The sequence below is a fragment of the Shimazuella sp. NTD248 genome (genome assembly GCF_059510395.1).
Genome location: NZ_JCAJZT010000001.1, coordinates 606,674 through 629,642, shown reverse-complemented (window position 1 = coordinate 629,642; position 22,969 = coordinate 606,674). Strand labels below are relative to the sequence as shown.

Annotated in this window: 19 protein-coding genes; 14 read left to right on the top strand and 5 right to left on the bottom strand. The window is 38.0% G+C overall.

The window, feature by feature from the left end; translation table 11 throughout:
* Positions 1–63: 63 nt before the first annotated feature.
* Positions 64–960: a quinone oxidoreductase family protein gene (locus AC5WOE_RS03400; RefSeq protein WP_496048594.1), complete on the top strand. Its 897-nt coding sequence runs from the start codon at positions 64–66 to the stop codon at positions 958–960.
* A 365-nt stretch (positions 961–1,325) separates the two neighbouring features.
* On the opposite strand, the gene AC5WOE_RS03395 is transcribed toward AC5WOE_RS03400, so the two are convergent.
* Positions 1,326–1,931 carry a pentapeptide repeat-containing protein gene (locus tag AC5WOE_RS03395; protein ID WP_496048593.1) on the bottom strand — a complete coding sequence of 202 codons (606 nt, stop codon included), beginning with the start codon at positions 1,929–1,931 and terminating at the stop codon, positions 1,326–1,328.
* A gap of 222 nt (positions 1,932–2,153) precedes the next feature.
* On the opposite strand from AC5WOE_RS03395, the gene AC5WOE_RS03390 reads away from it, so the two are divergent.
* From AC5WOE_RS03390 to AC5WOE_RS03365, 6 genes are all read left to right on the top strand, one after another.
* Positions 2,154–2,648: a DNA glycosylase AlkZ-like family protein gene (locus AC5WOE_RS03390; protein WP_496051910.1), complete on the top strand. Its 495-nt coding sequence runs from the start codon at positions 2,154–2,156 to the stop codon at positions 2,646–2,648.
* 130 nt (positions 2,649–2,778) lie between these two features.
* Entirely contained in the window at positions 2,779–3,213 is a 435-nt protein-coding gene (locus AC5WOE_RS03385; protein WP_496048591.1) for a GNAT family N-acetyltransferase, read from the top strand.
* A 5-nt stretch (positions 3,214–3,218) separates the two neighbouring features.
* The gene (locus tag AC5WOE_RS03380; RefSeq protein WP_496051909.1) at positions 3,219–3,995 is read left to right on the top strand and encodes an SDR family NAD(P)-dependent oxidoreductase; all 777 of its coding nucleotides are present in this window, start codon (positions 3,219–3,221) and stop codon (positions 3,993–3,995) included.
* A gap of 440 nt (positions 3,996–4,435) precedes the next feature.
* The gene (locus AC5WOE_RS03375; RefSeq protein ID WP_496051908.1) at positions 4,436–4,585 is read left to right on the top strand and encodes a hypothetical protein; all 150 of its coding nucleotides are present in this window, start codon (positions 4,436–4,438) and stop codon (positions 4,583–4,585) included.
* Positions 4,586–4,999: 414 nt separating this feature from the next.
* On the top strand, positions 5,000–6,577 hold the full coding sequence (locus AC5WOE_RS03370; protein WP_496051907.1) for an ATP-binding protein: 1,578 nt from the start codon (positions 5,000–5,002) through the stop codon (positions 6,575–6,577).
* Positions 6,578–6,591: 14 nt separating this feature from the next.
* Complete coding sequence (locus tag AC5WOE_RS03365) at positions 6,592–7,287, top strand: response regulator (RefSeq protein WP_496051906.1); 696 nt, start codon at positions 6,592–6,594, stop codon at positions 7,285–7,287.
* A gap of 41 nt (positions 7,288–7,328) precedes the next feature.
* Here the strand turns inward: AC5WOE_RS03365 and AC5WOE_RS03360 are convergent, their stop codons facing one another.
* From AC5WOE_RS03360 to AC5WOE_RS03350, 3 genes are read right to left on the bottom strand one after another with little or no spacing between them, the layout of a single operon-like run.
* Positions 7,329–8,369, bottom strand: a complete 1,041-nt coding sequence (locus AC5WOE_RS03360; protein WP_496051905.1) for an ABC transporter substrate-binding protein — start codon at positions 8,367–8,369, stop codon at positions 7,329–7,331.
* A gap of 55 nt (positions 8,370–8,424) precedes the next feature.
* Positions 8,425–9,282 (bottom strand): ABC transporter permease, encoded by an 858-nt coding sequence (locus AC5WOE_RS03355; RefSeq protein ID WP_496048586.1) that lies wholly within the window; start codon positions 9,280–9,282, stop codon positions 8,425–8,427.
* The gene (locus AC5WOE_RS03350; RefSeq protein WP_496048585.1) at positions 9,260–10,108 is read right to left on the bottom strand and encodes an ABC transporter ATP-binding protein; all 849 of its coding nucleotides are present in this window, start codon (positions 10,106–10,108) and stop codon (positions 9,260–9,262) included. The genes AC5WOE_RS03355 and AC5WOE_RS03350 overlap by 23 nt, the downstream gene beginning before the upstream one ends.
* A gap of 268 nt (positions 10,109–10,376) precedes the next feature.
* Between AC5WOE_RS03350 and AC5WOE_RS03345 the strand changes: the two genes are divergently transcribed.
* The 3 genes from AC5WOE_RS03345 to AC5WOE_RS03335 are packed head-to-tail and all read left to right on the top strand — an operon-like array spanning position 10,377 to position 14,125.
* Positions 10,377–11,864 carry a spore germination protein gene (locus tag AC5WOE_RS03345; protein WP_496051904.1) on the top strand — a complete coding sequence of 496 codons (1,488 nt, stop codon included), beginning with the start codon at positions 10,377–10,379 and terminating at the stop codon, positions 11,862–11,864.
* Positions 11,861–13,033 (top strand): Ger(x)C family spore germination protein, encoded by a 1,173-nt coding sequence (locus AC5WOE_RS03340; protein WP_496051903.1) that lies wholly within the window; start codon positions 11,861–11,863, stop codon positions 13,031–13,033. Before AC5WOE_RS03345 ends, AC5WOE_RS03340 begins: the two co-directional genes overlap by 4 nt.
* A gap of 3 nt (positions 13,034–13,036) precedes the next feature.
* Positions 13,037–14,125, top strand: a complete 1,089-nt coding sequence (locus AC5WOE_RS03335; protein WP_496051902.1) for a GerAB/ArcD/ProY family transporter — start codon at positions 13,037–13,039, stop codon at positions 14,123–14,125.
* 251 nt (positions 14,126–14,376) lie between these two features.
* On the opposite strand, the gene AC5WOE_RS03330 is transcribed toward AC5WOE_RS03335, so the two are convergent.
* Entirely contained in the window at positions 14,377–14,814 is a 438-nt protein-coding gene (locus tag AC5WOE_RS03330; protein WP_496048581.1) for a carboxymuconolactone decarboxylase family protein, read from the bottom strand.
* 167 nt (positions 14,815–14,981) lie between these two features.
* On the opposite strand from AC5WOE_RS03330, the gene AC5WOE_RS03325 reads away from it, so the two are divergent.
* The 4 genes from AC5WOE_RS03325 (at position 14,982) to AC5WOE_RS03310 (ending at position 22,825) form a co-directional block, all read left to right on the top strand.
* On the top strand, positions 14,982–15,521 hold the full coding sequence (locus AC5WOE_RS03325) for an Rrf2 family transcriptional regulator (protein ID WP_496051901.1): 540 nt from the start codon (positions 14,982–14,984) through the stop codon (positions 15,519–15,521).
* A 208-nt stretch (positions 15,522–15,729) separates the two neighbouring features.
* Positions 15,730–17,571, top strand: coding sequence for a HEAT repeat domain-containing protein (locus tag AC5WOE_RS03320; RefSeq protein WP_496051900.1), 1,842 nt, complete (start codon positions 15,730–15,732; stop codon positions 17,569–17,571).
* A gap of 375 nt (positions 17,572–17,946) precedes the next feature.
* A complete protein-coding gene (locus AC5WOE_RS03315) occupies positions 17,947–19,443 on the top strand; it encodes a malate:quinone oxidoreductase (protein ID WP_496051899.1) in 1,497 nt (498 codons plus the stop codon).
* 601 nt (positions 19,444–20,044) lie between these two features.
* Positions 20,045–22,825 carry a type 2 lanthipeptide synthetase LanM family protein gene (locus AC5WOE_RS03310; RefSeq protein WP_496048577.1) on the top strand — a complete coding sequence of 927 codons (2,781 nt, stop codon included), beginning with the start codon at positions 20,045–20,047 and terminating at the stop codon, positions 22,823–22,825.
* Positions 22,826–22,969: the final 144 nt, after the last annotated feature.

The following is a 22,969-nucleotide window of genomic DNA, read 5'->3' as shown; positions in this document are numbered from 1 at the left end:
TACGGCGGACCTGAAGTACTGAAGGTAGAGAAGACCGATCCTCTCAAACCGAAACCTGGCGAGGTGTTAATCCAAACCGAAGCAATTGGCGTCAATTACACCGATATTTCAGTTCGTCGCAATGCCACTAGAAAACCAGCGCCATTACCGTATACTCCTGGAGTTGAAGTGGCGGGAACAGTGATAGAAATAGGAGAGGGTGTTACAGGTGTCTCAACCGGATCACAAGTGATCGCGCTAGTTCCACACGGTGGTTACGCAGAGTATCTTACGGTACCTGCCGTTGTGGTCTTCCCAATACCGGCAGGTATGGATGCGGTGGATGCGGCTGCTCTACCATTGCAGGGAATCACTGCATACCAAATTATTTCCACTTTTGGGCGTTTGCAACCAGGTGAACGAATCTTTATTCAAGCCGCTGCGGGAGGAGTAGGAACAATGGCCGTGCAATTGGCCAGAGCATTGGGTGCAGGGCAGATCATTGCCTCAGCCAGTACCCAGGAGAAACTCGATCTAGCGCTTTCCCTTGGGGCCGACGTAGGGATCAATTACACCCAAACGGGGTGGATAGACCGCGTTATGGAAGAAACGGATGGAAAAGGAGTCGACTTGCTTCTTGAAATGAAGGGAGGGAGCACATTTTCCGAGAACTTCACCTACTTGGCACCGATGGGGCGCATTGTCATGTTCGGAGCTATTAGTGGGCAACGAGGGATCGTTGACAGCGAAAAGCTCACTTCACGATGTCATACAGTGACAGGGTATTACTCCGGGTTTATTAGTACTCGACCCGACTTGTTTCTTCAGGACTTGAGCGATCTTTTCCGTCGCGTGAGTTCAGGACAAATCAGGCCGATTGTGAATCACCTTTTCCCCTTGGAGGAGGCAGCGCAAGCGCATCGCTTAATGGAAGCTCGTCAAACGACGGGGAAAATCATATTACTTCCTACGTCTTGGTGAAGAATTAGGGTTTGGTAGAGGCTGATGCCATTGATAAACCTAGGGAGTCAGCAGAATCGAAGCGGCGTCGGTTAACAGTATGGGTTATCAACCATCGGCGGTGCGGCGCGTATGGATACCTTGACTTGGAAGAAGGCGAAACGCCCATGCCCACCTAGCCGATAACGGGAGAATCACCCGGATTGACCCCTATCAGCTCTGCTTAGGCGGGGGAATACGAGTTAAGGAAGATAGTAAGGGATAGATAAATACACTGGAAGAATTGAAAATCTTAAAGCATTTAATAGATCGACTCAATAATGGATACTCATCTTTTACAAATAATATAAAAGATCGTTTGGTCGCTAATCCAACCGATCATTTTTTTATTCTACTTTTGCACCATGGGATTTTGCTAATTGTACAGCTTGTACTAAATCCATCTGGGCTCCCTTAAGATTTAAATTTTTAAGGTCAATACCATCTAATGTTGCTCCTCTTAAATCGGTCCCTTGAAAGGAAACACCTGCTACCTGTGCGTAGGATAGATCGGCATTCTTTAAATCTGATTTTTCAAAACTCACTTGATATAGATCAGCTTCGATAAATTGTACACCGGATAGGTTACAACGATACAGTTTTTGATGTCTCAAAGAGGTGTACGACCAATTCCCGCCTCTGATAGAGACGCCCGACATGTTTGCTTCGCCAAAAGAAGAGCCTGTCATTTTACAATCTTGAAATACTACTACAAACAAATTAGCTCCTTCAAATTTGCAATTCGTGAAGGCAGTATTTTTATGGTGAGAAGAATTTAAAGAGCTATTAACAAAGCTGCAATGATCAAACATACAACTTGTAGTATTTATTTCTTGTAGATCAGCAAGATGAAAGTTGCAGGAAGTGAAGCGACAGTTCTTTAATTTAGATACTGGGAATCTTCTATGGCTAAAGTCTTCATTAATAAATTCACGGTCAATCCAGTTACCCATATCATTTCTTCCCTTTATATTGGAATAGAGTAATTATATATGAAAAGACTCTACTCAAACAGCTTTGTATGAATGAGAATCAGTAAAGTTAATAATGAACTAGTTTCTTGTTATTAAGAAAATATTTTTGGAGTTTTTTGCAAGAATGAGGAGATATGATGAGGGCTATAAAAGAAAAATTAGATAGATCAAAAGTGATGAACTATATATTTATGAAACACAATGTTCTCGCGAATTTCCAACATAAAAGAAGCGCAGAGAAAATTAGTCTATTATCATATTGATCGGTTTGGACCTGTTTCTATCAAGGATGTTGCTTGGTGGTCAGGATTAAGTGTAAAAGTAATCCGAGATTCAATAAAAGAATTAGTTGGTGAGGTAATCATAGTTGAGTTAGATGCAGCGAATACCGAGTATTATATGACTTCAAAATGTTTATCTCAGTACCTAGACACCTCTTTTCAGCATGATGGATGGCTAACTTTTTTAGCTTATGAAGACCCAACTTTAAAAGGATATTATGAAAGTCGTTTTTTGTATGTTGACCAAAAGCATTATGAACTATTGTTGAATAAGATCGGAGAATCGAGAGCTAGTATTGTCTTGAATGAAAAAGTAATCGGTGTATGGACAATAGACAAGAGTAAAAGAAACATTGATTGGATGACATTTGAAAAGGTAAATTTAGAAATAGAAAAACAGATCAAAAGCAAATAGAACAGATGCATAGCTTTTTGTTTGGTTAGTACATAATATCCAATGCGACATTGAAATTCATTTTGGTTATCTTACTCAATATTAAGGTGACCCCTACTGATATTTAAATAAATTGTTGAAGGTGATTGGAATGAGTATTAATATTTATTTCAGAAGAGTACTTCTTGAAGACGAAGAGGAATTATTTTCTTTAGCAGCAAAACTTGCGACAAGTTTTCAAATAAATAAAAGGGATTTCTCTACAGTTTTCAAAGAGATTTTAAGCAACGAAAATGCTGATTTATTTATTGCAGAGAAAGAATCAAAAATAATTGGATATGTATTAGCATTTCATCACTCAACTTTCTACGCTAATGGTGTAATAAGTTGGGTAGAAGAATTATTTGTTTTAGAAAAATATAGGGGAATGAAAATTGGGAAGAAACTGATGGTACTAATAGAAGAAAAAGCTGTTGAGCGTGGTTCCAAACTGGTTGCACTTGCTACTAGAAGAGCCAGAATTTTCTACAGCGCCATTGGGTATCATGAATCCGCCACATATTTCAAGAAAACATTAATGGAGTGATTTAGATGAAGGAGCTTCAAGACCAAGTTGTAGTTGTAACCGGCGGTTCGCGTGGGATTGGACGATCTATTGCAGAAAAATTCGCTGTTTACGGAGCCAAAGTTGTGATTGGCAGCCGAACGATTTCAGAAGTTGACGATACGGTAGCGCACATTCAAGAGAACGGCGGTCGCGCGGATGGATATACACTGGATGTTGGCGAACGTGTAAGCTGTACCGAATTTGTCGAGAAATTATATTCGAAATACAATCGGGTACATGTACTGGTTAATTGTGCTGGTATTAATTCACGTTTCCCTGCTGAAGACTATCCCGAAGATAAATGGGAGACTATTCTTAATATTAACTTAACAGGAACATACAGAATGTGCCAGGAGGTGGGAAGGAAGATGATCCTGCAAGGCAATGGTTCCATAGTCAATATTACATCGATGATGTCCCATATAACGGCACCTTACCAAGGAGCTTATGCAGCGTCGAAAGGAGCGTTGCTCCAGTACACAAAGAGTCTTGCTGTCGAGTGGGCAAAACATAATATTCGAGTGAATGCGGTTAGTCCGGGATATATTCAAACTTCGTTATCGGCAAACGTGATGAAACTGCCGGAATATAGAAACAACCTTCTAAAAAAGACACCCCAAGGAAGGTTTGGGAAGCCTGATGAAGTCGCAGAAGCAGTGTGCTTTTTGGCTTCATCCGCAGCTTCGTTTATTACGGGAGTGGCCTTACCTGTCGATGGAGGCTTTCTAGCTGGACATCCTCACATTGTACCTGCTGAGTAAACAGTATTGTACTTTCAAGAAGGGTTACATAGAAGTTTGTTCTCTGTGACCCTTGTTCAAATTGATTCATGCAACAGCCTCTATCCATATAACAATTTGTTTTAAATGCATTATTTTACACTATCTGTTTAAACTTAAACTTTATGTAATATTCAGTACCTATCGAAGAAAGAGTAATCAATCAAGTGTTTTTAGCCTCAAAGTGATCAAGAAAACAATAATTCCAACTATAACTCCTTCAACCTATTCTTCTGACGCATGAAATAAGAAATAACCTATCAAATAACCCCATGCTAAACTCAAAACTAGAATCATAACAAACTAATGAAACTGCCAATCACTAGTATTAATTGTAAAATATTATTAAATTTGATCGGTTTGAACCTGTTTTTATCAAGGATATTGCTTGGTGATCTAGCGAATCAAGAGCTAGTATTATCTTGAATGGAAAAGCAATCGGTGTATGGACAATAGATAAAAGTAAAAGAAACATTGATTGGATGACATTTGAAAAGGTAAATTTAGAAGTAAAAAAGCAGATCAAAAACAAAATCGAGCAGATGCATAGATTTTTGTTTGATAGTACATAGATACGACAAGGGTACGCTTGCCGCTTGGATTCTCAAGTATAATGATCGTTTGGTTATCCAATTGATCATTTTTTTACTTTACTCTTGCACCATCTGTGCTTTTGAGATGGAAAATGTAATAGGCTCTTATGTATGATTCATTTCACATACATGTGTTCTGGTTTAAAGTGAGTAGTTCTCGTTCGTTTTTTCAGTCGTATAAAAACATCATGATCAATCAGGTGTGGAAATGTATAATTGTAAACTTTTCCACTTCTTTTTTGAGAATAAATTATATAATATTTTTAAAAGAAGTTAAATTTTATATAGAAACTATCCCCTCAAGTTTTGTATTTCCGTGAAAGAGGCATCTTCTTATTTTTAATATTTTGAAAGGATTATATTTACCCCTTAACAGAGGTGAATTACAAATTGATGAAACAGAATGTAAAACTTCGTACAAAAATTAATATTTTTGTAGTTTTGATTATTATGTTAATCTTAATTCTTGTTATATCCGTCTTATCTTTCAGCATTATTCAATTACGGTTTCGAGATGTTGGTAATCGTGCACTCATTCTTTCAAGAACGATTGCAGATTCTATCCAAATACGGGAAGCATTTCGTAAAAAAAATCCTGCTGCCGAAATACAGCCATTAGCTGAAAAAATAAGGCAAGAAACTGGTGCAGAGTTTATTGTTGTAGGTAATATGGACTTAATCCGCTATAGTCACCCTAATCCTGCTTTAATTGGAAAAAAGATGGTTGGTGGTGACAATAACTTGGTTTTGCACGGGAAAGAAAGTATTACCCAAGCAGTCGGTACACTTGGACTCTCCATACGCGGTAAAGTACCGATCTTCGATGATCACCATCATCAAATTGGTGTCGTCTCTGTCGGTTTCCTGATTGAAGATATATGGAATGATATTTTTGCAACGCTTAAGAACATTGGGATTGTTGCTGGGATTGGTCTTCTACTCGGCTTCATTGGTGCTCATTTGCTTTCTGGTCATATCAAAAAACAAATTTTCAATATGGAACCATATGAAATCGCTTTGTTAGCTCAAAATCAAGTGGCAATTATGGAATCAATCCGAGAGGGAATTTTAGCAGTAGATCAAGAAGGAAAAATTACTGCATGTAACCAAGAGGCAAAACGAATTATGGGGTTAGATCTTTCCGAGGAGATTATTAGTCAGCCGATTCAAGCTATTGTACCAAACTCTAGACTTCCAGAAGTTTTGGAAGATGGAGTTAGTCAGATTGATCAACCAATCATCATTCAAAATACATTAGTTGTCGCCAATCTATTACCCATTTGGTTGGATGGGAAAGTTATCGGAGCTGTCTCCTCCTTCCGTGATAAGATAGAATTGGATCAAATAAACCAACAGCTGAATGATGTAGGGCATTATTTAAACGATTTACGAAGTCAGAGACATGAATTCATGAACCGTCTCCATGCTATTTCTGGCATGATACAATTAAAAGAATATGACCAAGTGACAGAATTTATCAGTCAAGTAAATCAAGAACAACAGCTGCTTATGGAATTTTTCCTAGCACAAATACATGATCCAGCAGTAGTCGGTATTATAATCGGTAAAATGCATCGAGCAAAAGAGTTAGGTATTCAATTAACTATCGATCAATCCTCCCATGTGCTCGATCCTTGCCCACATAGAGAGGTTGTTATCTCTATTTTAGGAAATGCAATAGAAAATTCTTTGGAAGCGCTATCAAAATCGATGGAGATCAATCAAAATTCAATTATTCGTATCTATATCAATGACCAAACAGATCACCTAGAAATCAAAGTTCATGACACAGGTCCAGGCCTAGATTCAGAAATTGAACAACGTATATTTGAAGACGGAATTTCTACAAAAGGAAAGAACCGTGGTTTTGGCTTGACTATCGTTCACCGGTTAGTTTCAAACATCGGTGGGAAGATTTCCATAACATCAACAAGTACTGGAGCCGTTTTAAAAGCAACATTGCCTAAGTAAAGAGGGGATCAACTTTGTCGCAAAAAAACATTCAAGTAGTTGTAGTAGATGATGATTTTATGATCGGAAGGTTACATGGTAAGCTAGTCGATTCTATCCCTTATTACCAATTAGTTGGAACAGCAAATAATTATGAAACCGCATTACATTTAGTAAACGAATTACAGCCGGATTTATTATTATTAGATGTATATATGCCAGATCGATCAGGAATGGAGTTAGTAAGAACCATTCGAGCCAAAACTTTACCTTGTGATGTCATTTTAATCACGGCTGCGAAAGAATTGGAAGTAATCGAAGAAGGATTTCGCTTTGGAGTTTTTGATTATTTAATCAAGCCTTTTGATCTGGATCGTTTACAGAAGACGTTAAAAAAATATTTTCAGTACAAAATGTCATTAGCAAAATCAAATACAATTTCCATCGATCAAACTGTTGTCGATGATTTAAAACAGTTGCGCTCTGTCAACCAACCGCTAAATCAACTTCAGCAAAAAGGAATCGATTTGCGTACACTAGAACGTGTTCGAGACTGTTTAATGCAAGCAAATCGTTTTTTAAGTGCAGAAGAAGTAGCTAGTATGTCAGGTGTTAGTCGCTCAACAGCTAGAAATTACCTTGTCCATTTAGTTGAATCTCAGCAAGCAGAAGAACAATTATTATATGGAACAGTAGGGCGTCCCCAACGATTGTATCGCTGCAAAGATTAAAACAAGTTGCCCATTCTCATAGAGTTGGGCAACTTGTTTGGTTATTTATTGGATTTACTTGCTTGATCCACAAATTTTGTCGTATAGGTATTTTCTAACTTGATATTTGCTTGCTTCAATTTTGGCTTAAATGTAGACAATACATCATATACTTTTGCTGGACCGTCAGCAGGCATTTTCCCATCAGCAGTAAACATCGATATACTATGCGTCAATGCTTTAATATATAAGTCTTTGTCACCAGCATAGTACTCGCCAGGCATTTTGCTAGCAATTTCTTCTGGTGTATGTGTTTGAATATACTTTAATGTTTTTTGAAATGCATTTACTATTTTTTGAACTACTTCTGGATGTGATTTCACATAATCCGATTGCATGTATAAGCTGGAAGCCGGATAGTCTCCTCCAAGTGCTTGTTTGGTTCCTTCTTCACCTGACATATCTACAAGCGGAGTAGCGAGATGTTTTGCTTGCAGCAGGGAAACCGTTGGTTCTGTTGTTACTGCTAAATCAATTCTGCCTTGCTGCATGGAAGCAATCAGTGTATTACCTGATCCTACAGGGACAGGGATGTAATCTTTTGATGTATATCCACCCTTAGTAACCAGATAGTTAGCCAAAAAATTAGTCGAAGCGCCTAAAGAAGTGACACCGATTTTTTTGCCTTTCAAATCTTGTATTCCTTTGACCTGACCTAATAGTTTATTGGAAACCATCAGCGTTTCACCAGGTGTAGAGGCAAACTGGATCACGGATGTGAGGTTTTTGCCTTTTGCTTGTAGGTCGATGGTATGATCATAAAATCCGACAACCCCTTCTACTTGTCCGGCGATCAATGCTTCCTCAGCAGTTTGTCCTGAGCCTTGGTTGATCAGTTGTACATCTACTCCTTCTTGTTTGAAGTAACCGAGGTTTTCCGTCAGTTTTGCTGGTAAATAGATAATTTTCTCCATTCCGCCAACCATTATTTTTACTTTGGGTGCAGAAGAATTGGTGCCGGCATTACTACTGCACGCTGTTACTAATAAAGCGATTAATCCAACGATAAATGTCCATCTTAGTTTCCTGTATTTTCCCTTCATTTTTACCTATCTCCTCTGTGCATGTATTATATTACGAATATTCGAATTTATAGGCTTAGTCTTGACGTACATTTCGCCATGCGATAAATCGTTTTTCTAATCGTCCAACAGCCCAGTCTGCAATTAATGCTGTGATAGATAATAAAACCATCGCTGCAAATACTCCAGTTGTATCGAAAGCCCCTTGCGCTTGCGAAATAAGAAAGCCTAGTCCTTTTGTCGCACCGATAAATTCTCCTACCACTGCACCTACTAATGCAAATCCAAAACTAGAATGCAAACTCGAAAGAATCCAAGTAAGTGCGGATGGAATAATGACATGAATAGCCAATTGCCTTTTGTTTGCACCTAGTAGACGTGCATTATTAACTAGATTACGATCCACTTCTCTTACGCCTTGAAAAGCGTTAAAAAATACTACAAAAAAGGTAAGTGTCACTCCGAGAGCCACTTTTGAAGACATCCCCAAACCAAGCCAAAGAATAAAGATCGGAGCTAATACAACACGAGGCAGAGCATTTAACATTTGTATATATGGTCCAAAAATGACAGATAACACTTCACTCATACCTAGTGCATAACCAGCAATGATACCCAAAATAACACCAATTACAAAGGACAGAATCGTTTCTTCAAAGGTTATTATAAAATGCGTATATAGAGGGCCTTGGCTGGTTCCATTTTGAAACCAATCTATGATTTGTAAAAAAATTGCTTTGGGGCTGGAGAAAAAGAAAGGGTCAATCAGTTTGTAATTAGCAAGCAGTTGCCAAGCACCCATGATGACAATAAATACACCAATTTGCAGCCCAAGATTACGTAAACGACGCTTTAGTGCTTTTGTACGCATTTCTTTCAAACGAGAAACCGGCTCAGAAGAGAGCGAATTATTAAGACTGATTGGATTGCTCATAGCTAATCATCACCTCATCTCGTAAATCATTCCAAATTTGTTCATGTAATCTCATAAAATCAGAGTCAAACCGAATTTCTGATACATTTCTCGGACGAGGAAGGTCAATTCGATAGTCACCTTTTATAGTCGCGGCAGGACCTGCTGTGAGTACAATAACACGATCACTAAGCGCTATAGCCTCTTCTAGATCATGCGTAATAAAGATGACCGATGCAGATGTCTCTTCCCAAATGGTGAGAAGTTCACTCTCCATTAAAGAGCGAGTGTGGACATCAAGTGCCGAAAAGGATTCATCCATCAGCAATATTTGTGGTTGAATGATCAAGCATTGTGCCAGCGCAACACGTTTCCGCATTCCACCCGATAATTGATGAGGATAATGTTTCTCGAATCCTTTTAAGCCAACGCGTTCGATCCATATCCTCGCTTCTTTGTATGCTTCTGCTTTTTCGACTCCTCTTAAAGTAAGTCCTAAAGAAACATTATCGATCACTGTTTTCCAAGGAAAAGCATTTTCTGTTTGAAATACACACGCAGCATGTTGATTCATACCTTGAAGCATTTCTCCTTGGATTTTAATGGTTCCATTTGTCGGTTGATCAAATCCAGCTACTAGACCCAACGTAGTAGATTTCCCACATCCCGTAGGCCCAACGATAGAACAAAATTCTCCTTTGCCAATTTGTAAATCAATATTGCGCAAAACAGTATGAACTTCACCTGATGGTTTGACAAACTCTTTACTAACTCCCGATAACTCGATCATGACAGAATCATTTTGGTTTGGTTTATTTGCAAGGCTTATTTTTGTTGTCAAGTTCAATTTCCTGCTCCTTTCTCCATTTTTATGGTAGCGCTTACATGAAGTTTATAAAATGTTGCAGTTTTTGCATACATTTCGTTAATTAATTACAAATAAACAATAAAAGTGATTTTGACGATTTTGTTAATGCAATGAAAAGTACATCAGCTTATAAGCGATGTCATACAACTGATGGTGTCTTTTTCTTTACTTCACAACTATGTAGAAAGAATGAAAACCATAATATTGAATCATACTACATAAGATCAACGCTTAGGGGATTATCATGATGAATATATGGTTTTCAAAGAAAAAGACTCCACTCAAACCAACTGAAAATATAGATATGTTAGATCATCCACTGTCCACAAATTTACAACAAAATATGGATGATTTAAAATTAGCCTTTAAAAACTGTTCAGATATTGTTTTTCGATCTCTTCGCCTTGATCAGGATACATCCATGTTGATTGTTTATGTCGAGGGACTGGTCGATACAAACATATTAGAACAAACCTTAGTAAAACCTCTTGTATATGAAGGGGTACCAAAAGGATTTAGACAAGAGTTGAACCTCACTGAAGCCACTGAACTCGAACTATTTCCATTACTGAATGTCAGTTCCACAAGCCAATTCAAAGAGCTGGTAACATCCATCTTAAAAGCAAAAGTGGCAATCCTAGTCGATCATGAAATAACAGCATTTATTACTAGCTTAAATAAATTTGAAAAACGATCAGTTGAGGAACCGCGCAATGAAGCAGCTATTCGCGGACCAAGAGAAGGTTTTACAGAAAGTATCCGTGTGAATACTTCTTTGCTGCGTAGACGGATTGTATCCTCCAGATTAAAAATGGAATCATTCCAAGTAGGTTCATTGACACAAACACAAATAACCATGACATATATTGAGAATCTTGCAGATCCATCCATTTTAGAAGTGATTCGAAAACGAATCATACAAATGGCTGACTATGATGTGATTGATTCAGGTCAGGTAGAACAGCAGCTTCAAGATAACTCTTATAGCCCTTTTCCACAAATCCAAAACACGGAAAGACCAGACGTGGCAACAGCTAACCTAGTAGAAGGCAGGATAGTAGTTATCGTTGATGGGAGTCCGGCTGTACTTGTTCTCCCCATTACCTTTTGGTCTGGATTACAGGCATCGGATGATTATTATGACCGTTATGTATTTGCCATAGCTAGAAAATGGGTACGGTATATTTTGGTTAGTTTGTCTCTTGCCTTGCCTGCTATCTATGTTGTTTTAAGTACATACAATCCAGAAATGATGCCCGAATCTCTCATGACCAGCATTGCTACTGCCCGTGAGCGTTCCCCTTTTCCAACTGTAATCGAAGTAATTCTGATGGAATTTGTTTTTGAAGGTTTACAGGAGGCAGGAATTCGACTACCAAATCAGATTGGGCCTCTTGTTTCCATCGTTGGAGCAATTGTAATTGGCCAAGCTGCTGTCCAAGCTGGTATTATTTCCGCTCCAATCGTTATAGTTGTGGCAATTACTGGAATCGCCTCCTATGCCATCCCTCGGTATAGTTTCAGTGCTCCATTACGTTTACTTCGCTTTTTCTTAATTGTTTTGACTGGATGTTTTGGATTAGTTGGATTGGTATTAGGCATCAGTATGATTCTTATTCACATGATGATGTTGGAACCTTTTGGTGTTCCTTACCTATCTCCCATTGCTCCTTTTAGTGAGAATCGTTCAAGTGATATTATGGCTCGAAGTAAGTATAGAGAGAATCAAAAGTGAGAGCAGCCTTAATTTTTTTTGTTATTCTCATTTGTTGTTTTCCATTAACAGGATGTTGGGATATGGTAGAACCAAATCAACGAGCTATAATCGAATCAACTTCTTTTGACGAAATATCTGACGGACAGGTTAAGGTAAGTTATGAAATAGCTGTTCCTGGAGGAATCAGCGGACAGTCGACAGGAAGTGGCAACAAGAAAAAAAGCTTTACTGTGATTTCCGCTGTTGGGAAGACAATTGAAGCAGCAGTTCAACATCTTCAAGAGAAATTGCCACGAAAAATATTTCTTGGTTATCGGGACGATGTTTTCTTAAGTGAACGTTTCTGTAAGCATGGAATTGGGAAGTGGATGGATTTTATAGCGCGAAGTCCTGAAAGTAATTTAAAAACGAAAATGTTTTTAATTAAAGGTATAGATGCAGTAGACTTTCTAAAAATGGAGGTTCCTTTGGAAATATTCTCAACAGATGCCGTTTTTAAAGGAAATAAAGTTAGTATGATACAGGAACGATTTACTGATTTTCGTACATATTCTATAGTTGCTAATAGTCAGGGAACCAGTCCTATCATACAAACCATTGAAATTCACCCTAAAGATAAATTTAATGAGGAACAACCAGTGCAAATCAATCAAATTGCACTGTTCAATCGAAAACAATTTTTGGTCGGTTATTTAAAAGATGATGAGGCTGCAGAAGCACTATGGGTTTCTGGAAAAATATCCAACAAAATTTTTACGCAATGGATACCTAATGGACAAGGTTATTTGTCTGTGAACATGCAAAAAATGAAGCGTAATATCTCATCCAAATTAAAGGGTAATCAAGTTTACATCGATATTCAACTTTCCGGAACAGGAGTAATTCATGAAAACCAATCTGATTTTGACCTAACTCCACAGCAAAATTTGGAGAAGATAGAGAAGATAATCAGCAAACAGCTCCAACAAGAAACAGAACGTACAATCCAAAAGATACAACATCAATATAAAACGGACATTTTAGGATTTGGTGAGAATTTACGTCGTTATCATCCCTCTGATTGGAAAAAGATTAAATCCAAATGGCAAAAACTATTTCCACAAGCAGTTGTCAAGGTGAAAGTCAAGGTAACGATTCGTAATCATGGATATACAGGACCAAGCATACCTTTTAAGCGGGGAGAATAGCTGGTGAAAATATCTAAGTGGCAAATATTTTGGCTCTTTTTCCTGATGAGTGTCGTCTTTTGGGCTATTAGTCCTCCCGTATTATACGCGAAACAAGATGCTTGGATTTCCATGATCTTAGCAACTTGTTTTACCGTTGGCATTACTTATTTATTAGCAAAACTATGTATGTTATATCCAAATAAAACGATTGTAGAATTTAGCCAGGAAATCATGGGGAGATGGCTAGGTAAACTACTGGTTCTTCCCTATTTTATTGCCTGGTACCTGTTAATCGTAGCATGCTTTTTTGACTTAATCGGGATCTTAAATCTTGCTGTCATCAAACAAACACCTATATCCATATTATTCTTACTGTTCCTCCTAGCTATTGCCTACCTATTATTTAAAGGCGGTTTAACCGCAATTTGTCGACTTAGTGAATGGGTGGGTCCACTCTTTTGTGTCGTTATTGTCATCATTATGGTTGCTAATATAAAACTATGGGACTGGGAACAACTTCTACCTATCTATGCAGAATCAGGATGGAAAAATATTCTCTATGGGGCATTTATCGCTACTTCCATAATGAGTTTAGTCTCCTCACTACCACTAATGCTCATCCCCTACTTTTCTAAGCCAAAGCAGGAAACCTTTACAGCTCTATGGGGTGTCAGTTCCATGTTGATTGTAATTGTCATTTGGACAGTAATATGTTTCCTTGCTTTTGGCTCTAAGGTGACAATGGATTTGTCTTACCCCCTCATTAGCTATGTAAAAATGACTTCGATCTTTGACTTTATTCAAAATATAGAAATTTTCACTGTCTCGGTTTGGATATTACAATATCTGGTTTTGCTGTCCACCTTTACGTTTATGCTTAGCTATGGGATAGCTCAATACTTTCACCTAAAAGATTGGAAAAAAGTTTTAATTGTAGTTCTTCTGCTGGTTGGTATTGGATTCTTTGCTGTACCCAAAACAGGAATGACAAATTTAACCTTCTGGAAGACCATATGGTATCAATTGATATTTATAGTGGACATCATCGGAATTCCATTGCTTTTATGGATTGTTCATTTAATCAAAAGTCGTTTTGTTCAACAAAGGTAGTAAGAAATTAATTGATGGAGGGAGATTGCGAAGAATTTAAGGATATCCTGTTCCTATGTCTCACGAATTGAAAAACGAACGATGATCGAGTTATTTCATGAGTTTAATCGGAAGTCTTGGAAGGGCGGCAGTAGTTGGCAAAAAAGGATGGAAACCTTTAACGGAATCCATCCTTTTTGTATTACATTTTCCTCGTTAGGAAACGATCTTTTGCAATTTTGGTCCAAATGGACCGTGTCTCAATTTCTCATTCACTGAGGAACATTACCTGTTGCGATGGAAATACGATTCCAAGTGTTGATCTGGGTAATAGCCAATACTAGATCTATAAATTGTTGTTCACTAAAATAGGTACGAACATGATCATATAGTGAATCTGGAACGCCTTTTGATGGTAATAGAGTCATGTCTTCTGCCAATTTTAATGCCGCTTTTTCTTCGTCTGTATAGAAAGGAGATTCTTCCCAAGCATTTAAACCATAGATACGTTTTTCAGTTTCTCCTGCTTTACGAGCATCTTCTGTGTGCATGTTAATACAAAAAGCACATTTATTGATTTGGGAAACACGAATTTTAACTAGTTCCCTAATTGTTTTTGAAATGGAAGATTTCATAATATATTTTTCCATTCCATATAAGATATCGAGACTTTCACTTTTTTGTCCCGCGTAATTGATGCGTTGTGCCATGTTGAACACTCCTTTGTTGTATTGTAGACTAATTATATCGTCGATAACACAAGTTGATGATACTATCGATTTACAAATATGTCAACAGTATTTTCTGTACTTGACAGATTAATACTATTCTCACTAGGATTTATACAAGGATTAGCAATAAGAAAGTAGGAATTAGTATGGCATACAGCGTTGGAGTAGAATATAGTCTGCATTCTCTCGTTTATTTAATAGATATTCCGCCTAACACTACAATCGGGATTAAGGAACTTGCTGAATTCCAAGGAATCTCAGAAACATATCTATCCAAGATGTTTGGTAAGCTATCAAAATCAGGGATTGTTGATTCTGTTCCTGGGGTTAAAGGAGGTTATCGTTTAGCCAAAACACCAGAATCCGTTTCGTTTTGGGATGTTATTGAGGCAGTAGAAGGTGCAAAACCTATTTTCCAATGTAAAAATGTCTCATGCAAAAGTATTTTGAGTGATAAGAATGATGCAGGATGTGTGGATATGGATTCACCAAATCCTTTTTGTGTAATTAATAATTCGATGCTCAGAGCGGAAGAGAAAATGCGCCAAGAGTTACGCGATAAAACATTGAGATGGTTAGATAACCAGCTCAAGAAGCATCTATCAGAGAAATTTCGGGAAGATGCAAAAGCATATTTTGCTGCAATCCGGGCGGATAAGCAGATAAAGGAAACAAAAGGTAAATAAAGCTTGGCTTATGGATGTCCAGTTTTTTAGGGCATCTTTTTTGGGCTGAAAATTCAATCGATGTCAACTAATGATGAGTTTCTACCTTAATATTTTTCCACATTAGCTCTAGGTAGGATATATTAGAAACAGTGTTTTTGAGAGTACATAAGGGTGGAGAAAAAGACCTTGTGCTTTATGGAGGTTGAAAATAAAGGTGGTAGGCTTTTTGAACAGCACTTTATATGTATCTATTTTGGATTTAGCAAAAGGAAAAGAAAAGTCTCGTGTAAAAGTGGCAAAAAAACTCTTGTCTTCTTCTGTTGAGGAAAGAGAAGAGGCTATCGTGCAAGGATTATATGCAAAAGATTTTAAGGTTCGTCGAACAACCTTCGCTTTAATTGGTGAAATGCATGATATGGGGTTTGCGGATCAAATCCTAAAAGGATTAAAAGACAAGCATTCTGATGTCGTGCAGATGGCTGTATGGGCGATGGGTAAGCTTAGATGGAAAAAAGGTATTCCTGCTTTATCTGAGTTGTTGAACAAAGGATTTGGATTCAAAGTTACAAAGACGGTTGTTTGGGCGATAGGGGAAATTGGAGATCAATCTGCTATAGCTGATTTGAATCAACTATTGCAAGGAGCGAGCGCAAGGTTAACAGAAGGAGTACTGGTTAGTGGCATGAAGTTAGGTCACTCTGCATTTATGAAACTCATTCCATCATTGGACTGTACACAAGAAGCTGTTCAAGCTGCTTTAAAAGATGCTTCTAGTTCCAGTGGGGATATTAGAGGCGCTTTTATTCGAGCAATTGTTAGAACAAAAGATAATCAAGTGTTATCGTCCTTACTCCGTGCACTACCTTATGTTACTTTTTATGATGCTGATTATAAAAGGTTAGTAGATGACTCTCGTGAAAATGTTCGATTAGCGGTTTGTCGCTCGATAGCAAATTCATTGTTACCCAAAAATATTAAGCTGTCTTATCTTATCAAATTGCTCAGTGATTCTAGTAATGCAGTTGTTAAATCTTCTTTAGAACATCTTTTTCCTTATCTGAATGAGGAAAAAGTCAAGAATAGCATAGAGTCATTAAAATTAAATCATGCCTCTCCCAAACTAAGAAATCTCGCAGAAACAATGATAGAAAATGAAACAGTATTGCAGCAGATTCAATCATTAGTTCCAAAATGGGGCCGCTACATTTTAGAAACTTTACCAGGGTTGGAAAATTTTATAGCGGAAGAGGCAGCTTTGCAAGGGGTTACACTTCATAAAGGTGTAACAGGTGATGGCTGGATCGAAGTCGTACTAGACGAATTCGACTTGGAAAAATTTCGATCATTACATACCATCATGCAGGTTCACGGTATTCTAGCTTATTTCAATGAGAAGGAAAAGGAGGATATTACCATCAATCCTTATGTTCATGATCACAACATAGGGCAGCTAACCAATCGATTTAAGGAAATAAAAATACAGTCAACAATATTCCAAATGGTACCTGTTATTACAGAAAAAGAAATGAGTAGACCTGCGAGGAGATTACGTTCCACATCTCTTGATTGGCGGGTTGCCAGAGCAATGGTTTTATGTTCAAAGCCTTCTCCACATGATGTTTTTGTTGATCCCACTTGTGGATCGGGAACTTTGTTGCTTGATCGAGCGGCATTTGGAACTTATCGTTCATTAAAAGGTGGAGATCTGGATGAGGAAGCAGTGCAAACAGCTGCTGGAAACCTAAGCGAATGTGAGAATGTTGATTTACAAGTTTGGAATGCTGCATCTCTCCCGCTAGCAGACAACAGTGTGTCTGTAATGGTATCGAACTTACCTTTCGGTCGACGCGTAGGTGATCATGAGGCAAATGTTGCCCTGTATCCATCATTTATAAAGGAAGTTAACAGAGTACTTGATTCAGGTGGAAGAGCAGTCCTATTAACGCAAGAAGTAAAATTGTTACATCATGCGATATCTCCTTATAAAAATAAATTTACGCTGGAATTAGATCAACCTGTTGAAATGGGTGGATTAACTCCACATATCATTGTGCTAAAAAAGAACTAGAGTTTGGAAGAAAAGAAGAAATATCTATTTTTCGAGGTTTTATAGTTTTTCATAAAATACATTTCATTCAAGAAGATTAATATGTCATATGAAATTGAACTTATTTAAAGTTGTTTGTAAAATAGATGATGTAGTAGTAATTCCGTCCTGGTCTCAGAAAGTCATGGAAAGCATTTCATGGAGTTAGATGAACAACATGGAACCTACCAGATTCAAACTAGTAAATAATGATATGTTTGAAGATATTTCATTCTACAAGTAATTGTAGTACGCTATGTTATGGTCATAGTGGAACAGGAAGGTGTGTGACTACGCCTTAGCTTAATGTGACGCCCACATCTTTTCTGCAAATTTCAGGGTAAAAGGTTGGTAAAAATGAGCAACAGAGAAACGAAAACAGATGTGATTTTAATTGGTGCTGGAATCATGAGTGCGACTTTGGGGACACTTTTGAAAGAGTTAGTACCAGAATGGGAAATTACAGTGTTTGAGAAGCTCCCAAACGCAGGACAGGAAAGCTCGAATGAATGGAATAATGCGGGAACAGGACATGCTGCATTGTGTGAGCTTAACTACACGACCGAAAAATCGGATGGGTCTGTAGATATTAGTAAAGCGGTAAAAATAAATGAACAGTTTCAGCTGTCCATGCAGTTTTGGTCTTATCTTGTTAATAGAAAGCTGATAAATAATCCACATGATTTTATCATGCCATTACCTCATATGAGTTTTGTACAGGGGGAACAAGATGTAGCGTTTTTAAAGAAACGTTTTGAAGCGCTGTCAGACAATCCTCAATACCAAGATATGGAGTTTTCTGATGATCCGGAAAAACTGAAGGAATGGATTCCGCTTATCATGCAGGGCCGTGCATCGAACGAACCTATAGCAGCAACAAAAATAGATTCTGGAACAGATGTCAACTTCGGTGCTTTGACGCGCATGTTATTTGACCACTTAGAGCGTAAAAATGTCGATATTCACTACAAACATAGTGTGACTAATATGAAACGTACAAGCGACGGGTTGTGGGAATTAAAAGTACGGGATCTCGATAGTGGAGATACGAAACGTCATACTGCAAAATTTGTCTTTATAGGTGGAGGAGGAGGAAGTCTGCATTTATTGCAAAAATCTGGTATTCCAGAAGGAAAGCATATCGGTGGATTTCCAGTAAGCGGAATATTTATGGTCTGCAATAATCCAGATGTCATCACACAGCATCATGCAAAAGTATACGGTAAAGCTAAGGTTGGTGCTCCGCCAATGTCTGTTCCGCATCTGGACACCAGATATATCGAAAATAAAAAATCGTTATTATTTGGGCCATTTGCTGGTTTCTCACCAAAGTTTTTAAAAACTGGTTCCATGTTCGATTTAGTAACTTCCATAAAACCAAATAATGTCCTAACAATGTTGGCGGCAGGTGCAAAAGAGATGTCACTGACGAAATACTTGATTCAGCAAGTGATGCTGTCGAAAGAACAGCGCATGGAAGAGTTACGTGAGTTTATCCCAAACGCTAAAAGTGAAGATTGGGATTTAGTAGTGGCAGGCCAGCGTGTACAAGTTATCAAAGATACGGATAACGGAAAAGGGACGCTTCAATTCGGTACGGAAGTAATTACGGCTGCTGATGGCTCGATTGCTGCATTGCTAGGCGCTTCTCCCGGTGCTTCTACAGCTGTTCATGTGATGCTTGAAGTCGTCAAAAGATGTTTCCCGCACCAGATAGAAGAGTGGGAAGCAAAAATCAAAGAAATGATACCCTCTTATGGTGTGTCGCTACGGGAAAACCCATCGCTTCTGCACGAAATTCATGCTTTAACAGTGCAGACGCTAGGTCTAACCGAAAAAGCAGCTGGTTTTTAGCTATTTTTGAAGGTGAAAACCAAGGTATAAATGAAAAAACAAGATTTTTTATTATTTTGGCGCATGTCATAAGTCTGCATGCGCTTTTTCCTTTTACAAACATGCCTATATGTTTTTTTGTAAATAGCTAAATCCAAGAAATGAAAATCAACATGGAGTAGCTTCTAGTCATGTCCCAAAGTAATGGAAATCAAATCAACCTTAAACGGTAAAAGTGATCATTATTTGCAAATTAGGGAAAACTTGTTAATTTTTGTGTTTTCTATTATAATAAGAATAGTCTTCTAAAAAGAAGAGCTATATTCCTATGATGTATGATTACGATACTATGAATTGAAGGGGTGCAGTTTAATTGGAAAAAGAGTTGTTAATGGAAACAGTGATTGGTGATATCCAAGTATCAGAAAGCGATATCGAATCTTCTCTAGGACTTAGCGATAGCTATGGTCGAACCGACATATGTTGGTAGGTTAGTCCATTAGTCTTCTAGAAAAAGACAGTTGGCAAACCGTATATAGCCCTGTAAAAAAGCTTTTCGATGCTGAACAAACCACTCGTGTGTGAACGGGTGGTTTTGATTCATCATAAAAATAGGGGGTTAATGGAGATAAAAGATATACTATCTGAATCAAAAGTAGCTATGTTGCATTTTATTGATCATGAATTAGAGGAAGCGATCGCTCAAGTAAGGACAAAGATGCAAGACTCTGATCTTGTACATGTTGACTTAGTATTGAATGATTTGATCCCATACATTCATTTCAAGACATTTCATCTATTGGGAAAAGCGTTGGTACTGGAACTCAACTATCAACGAGTAGACGGAAAATTAGAAGGAGATTCCCCGCGAACGAGATTTGCTTTTTTTTGTTATCAATTGTCTTTGAAAGAACATAAAAAAGCTTTTTGGGAGAAATATCCTGTCCTCCAAGACCAATTGTACATCTTACTCTCTAATTGGGTTTCTTCGCTCTCCTTTTTGATTGATGCTCTGCAATCGGATTGGGATCAGATCAATCATACATTTGGAGAAAACGGTGTTATTGGAAAGGTAAAGGGCATGGAGTTAGGCTTGGGAGATGAACATAATTTTGGTAAAACGGTGACAAAATTAATGTTTGATACTGGTATCGAACTCATTTATAAGCCACGATCCATTGCAGTTGAAAAACACTTTCAGCAATTGCTGTGCTGGTTAAATGAAAGTAGTGGATTTCAGTTTAAGTTGTTAACGATGATTAGCAGCCAACATAGTGGTTGGGTAGAAGTAGTGAAACAGGAAACCTGTAAACAAGAAGAGGAACTTGTCTTTTTTTATGAGCATTTAGGGGGATTATTAGCTGTTTTGTATGTGTTTGATGCAACAGATATACATCAAGAAAACTGTATTGCAGTAGGAAAATATCCCGTGATTGTCGATACAGAGTCTCTGTTCCATCCGCGAATCGGGAAGAAGGACCCATTAAGTGATTCTGTAATTCGAACATGTTTGGTACCGATTAGAATTCGAGGAAAAGATCAAACGGATGGGATTGATATTAGCGGATTTGGTGGAGAAGAAGGGCAGGTTATCCCAAATAAGAGGGGTTATTGGAAAGAGGAAGGAACAGATACCATGCATTTGGTATACAAGGAGGTCAAGTCGTCACCTTCTGAAAATAGACCATCGCAAAATGGAAAATCTGTATCTGCGTATGATTATGCGGATTCCTTTATCTATGGATTTCAAAAGATGTACCTGTTTTTAACAGAATATAAACATGAACTTATCAGGCGTACTGATTTGTTTCGATCTGATTCGATTCGTGTGATTCTCCGCGATACTAGGACTTACGGGCTACTGCTTAGAGATGCGAATCATCCAAAGCTGGTACAATCGAATGATGTTCAAAAGTCTTTTTTTGCTAATTATTTGAAACTCGCACTCAAAGATCAAGGTTATCTAGGTGACGTACTGGAGTGGGAGATAAATAGTTTAAAAATAATGGATATTCCTTATTTTAAATCATCACCTGACTCTTGTAGTCTTTGGAACGATAAAGGAGGAGAGATAAAAAATTTTTTCTCTTCTTCCTCTCAGGCGTTGGTGAATGAAAGAATTTTGTCGCTTTCCAAGGAAAATATGGAACGACAATCTTGGGTGATTCGTGCTGCTTTGTCTATTTTAGATCCAAAGAAGCACGAAGAGAAACTATCAGTCATGAGAAAAAGGGATGTAGGTATTGGTCTTGTGACAGATTGGCTGCAACCAGCATTAGCTATTGGTGATCATCTGATACAAACCTATAAAATTCAAGATGATTGGATTGGTCTTCATCAAACGAACAATGGTTGGAAGTTAACAGGACTGGATCATGATTTTTATAATGGGCTGTCTGGTATTGCTTTATTTATGGGTTATCTAGGAGAACTATCAAGAAAGAATCGTTTTACAACGATAGCAAAGGATATCTGCGAGAAAATATGGGAAATGTTTCAGAATACAGATACAAACGATTTACCTATCGGTGTTTTTTCAGGCTGGAGTGGGGTCGCTTATGTCTTTTTGCATCTCTCCAAGCTATGGGGAGATCAATCATTACTTAAGCAGGCGATATCTATCGTTCAGCATCTAGACATTCCTGAGAAAGATCAAGAACTGGATTGGATAGGTGGATCTGCGGGGACTTTGCTGATCTTGCTTCGTTTGTATGAAGCTACTGGGGACTCCCAACTGAAACAAATTGCGATTCGATATGGAGATCGCTTACTTGATATAGCGTCTCCGATGGACACTGGTATTGGTTGGTCATCAGTAAAGGATCGTCAACCTTTAACTGGCATGGCTCATGGAGCTTCTGGTTTTTCGTTATCCTTGTCTGAACTTTATACCAATACAGGTGATAAACGATATAAAGAGGCAGTGCGAAAATCGCTGGCATATGAGCGAAGTCAGTATAACCCAAACGAGAGAAACTGGATAGATTTACGTAGTTCCAGTTATGTTGTGAAATGGTGTGCAGGAGCAGTCGGCGTTGGTTTTTCTCGTTTGAGGCTGATTCCGATCATGGATGATCCTGTACTACAAGAGGAATTACACATCTCAGCAGATACTACCCTTGCAAGGGGATTTGGAAACAACCACTCTTTATGTCACGGTGATCTCGGAAATCTCGATTTCTTGGTTTTAGCCAATAGGTTTCTCGAAGATAGCCGATGGAGGAAACAAATAGAAAATATTAAATCATATGTAGGAGACAGTTTGGTGAGAAATGATTGGTGCTGTGGAACTCCTCAGCAAGTGAGAACACCAGGGTTTATGACTGGACTTGCTGGTATTGGTTATGGTGCCCTTCGTATGGTTGCTCCTGAGGTTGTTCCCTGTGTTTTGGTATTAGAATAAGACCTCATTGAAGAATTGCTGTCTAGTCGATTGGATAATAAAGTAGATAGTGATGAAGAAATATGCTAAACCACTCACGCACCGAGTGGTATTTTTACGTTCAAAACTAGAAGAGGCGGTATTCATGAAGGATTAATATTTAAA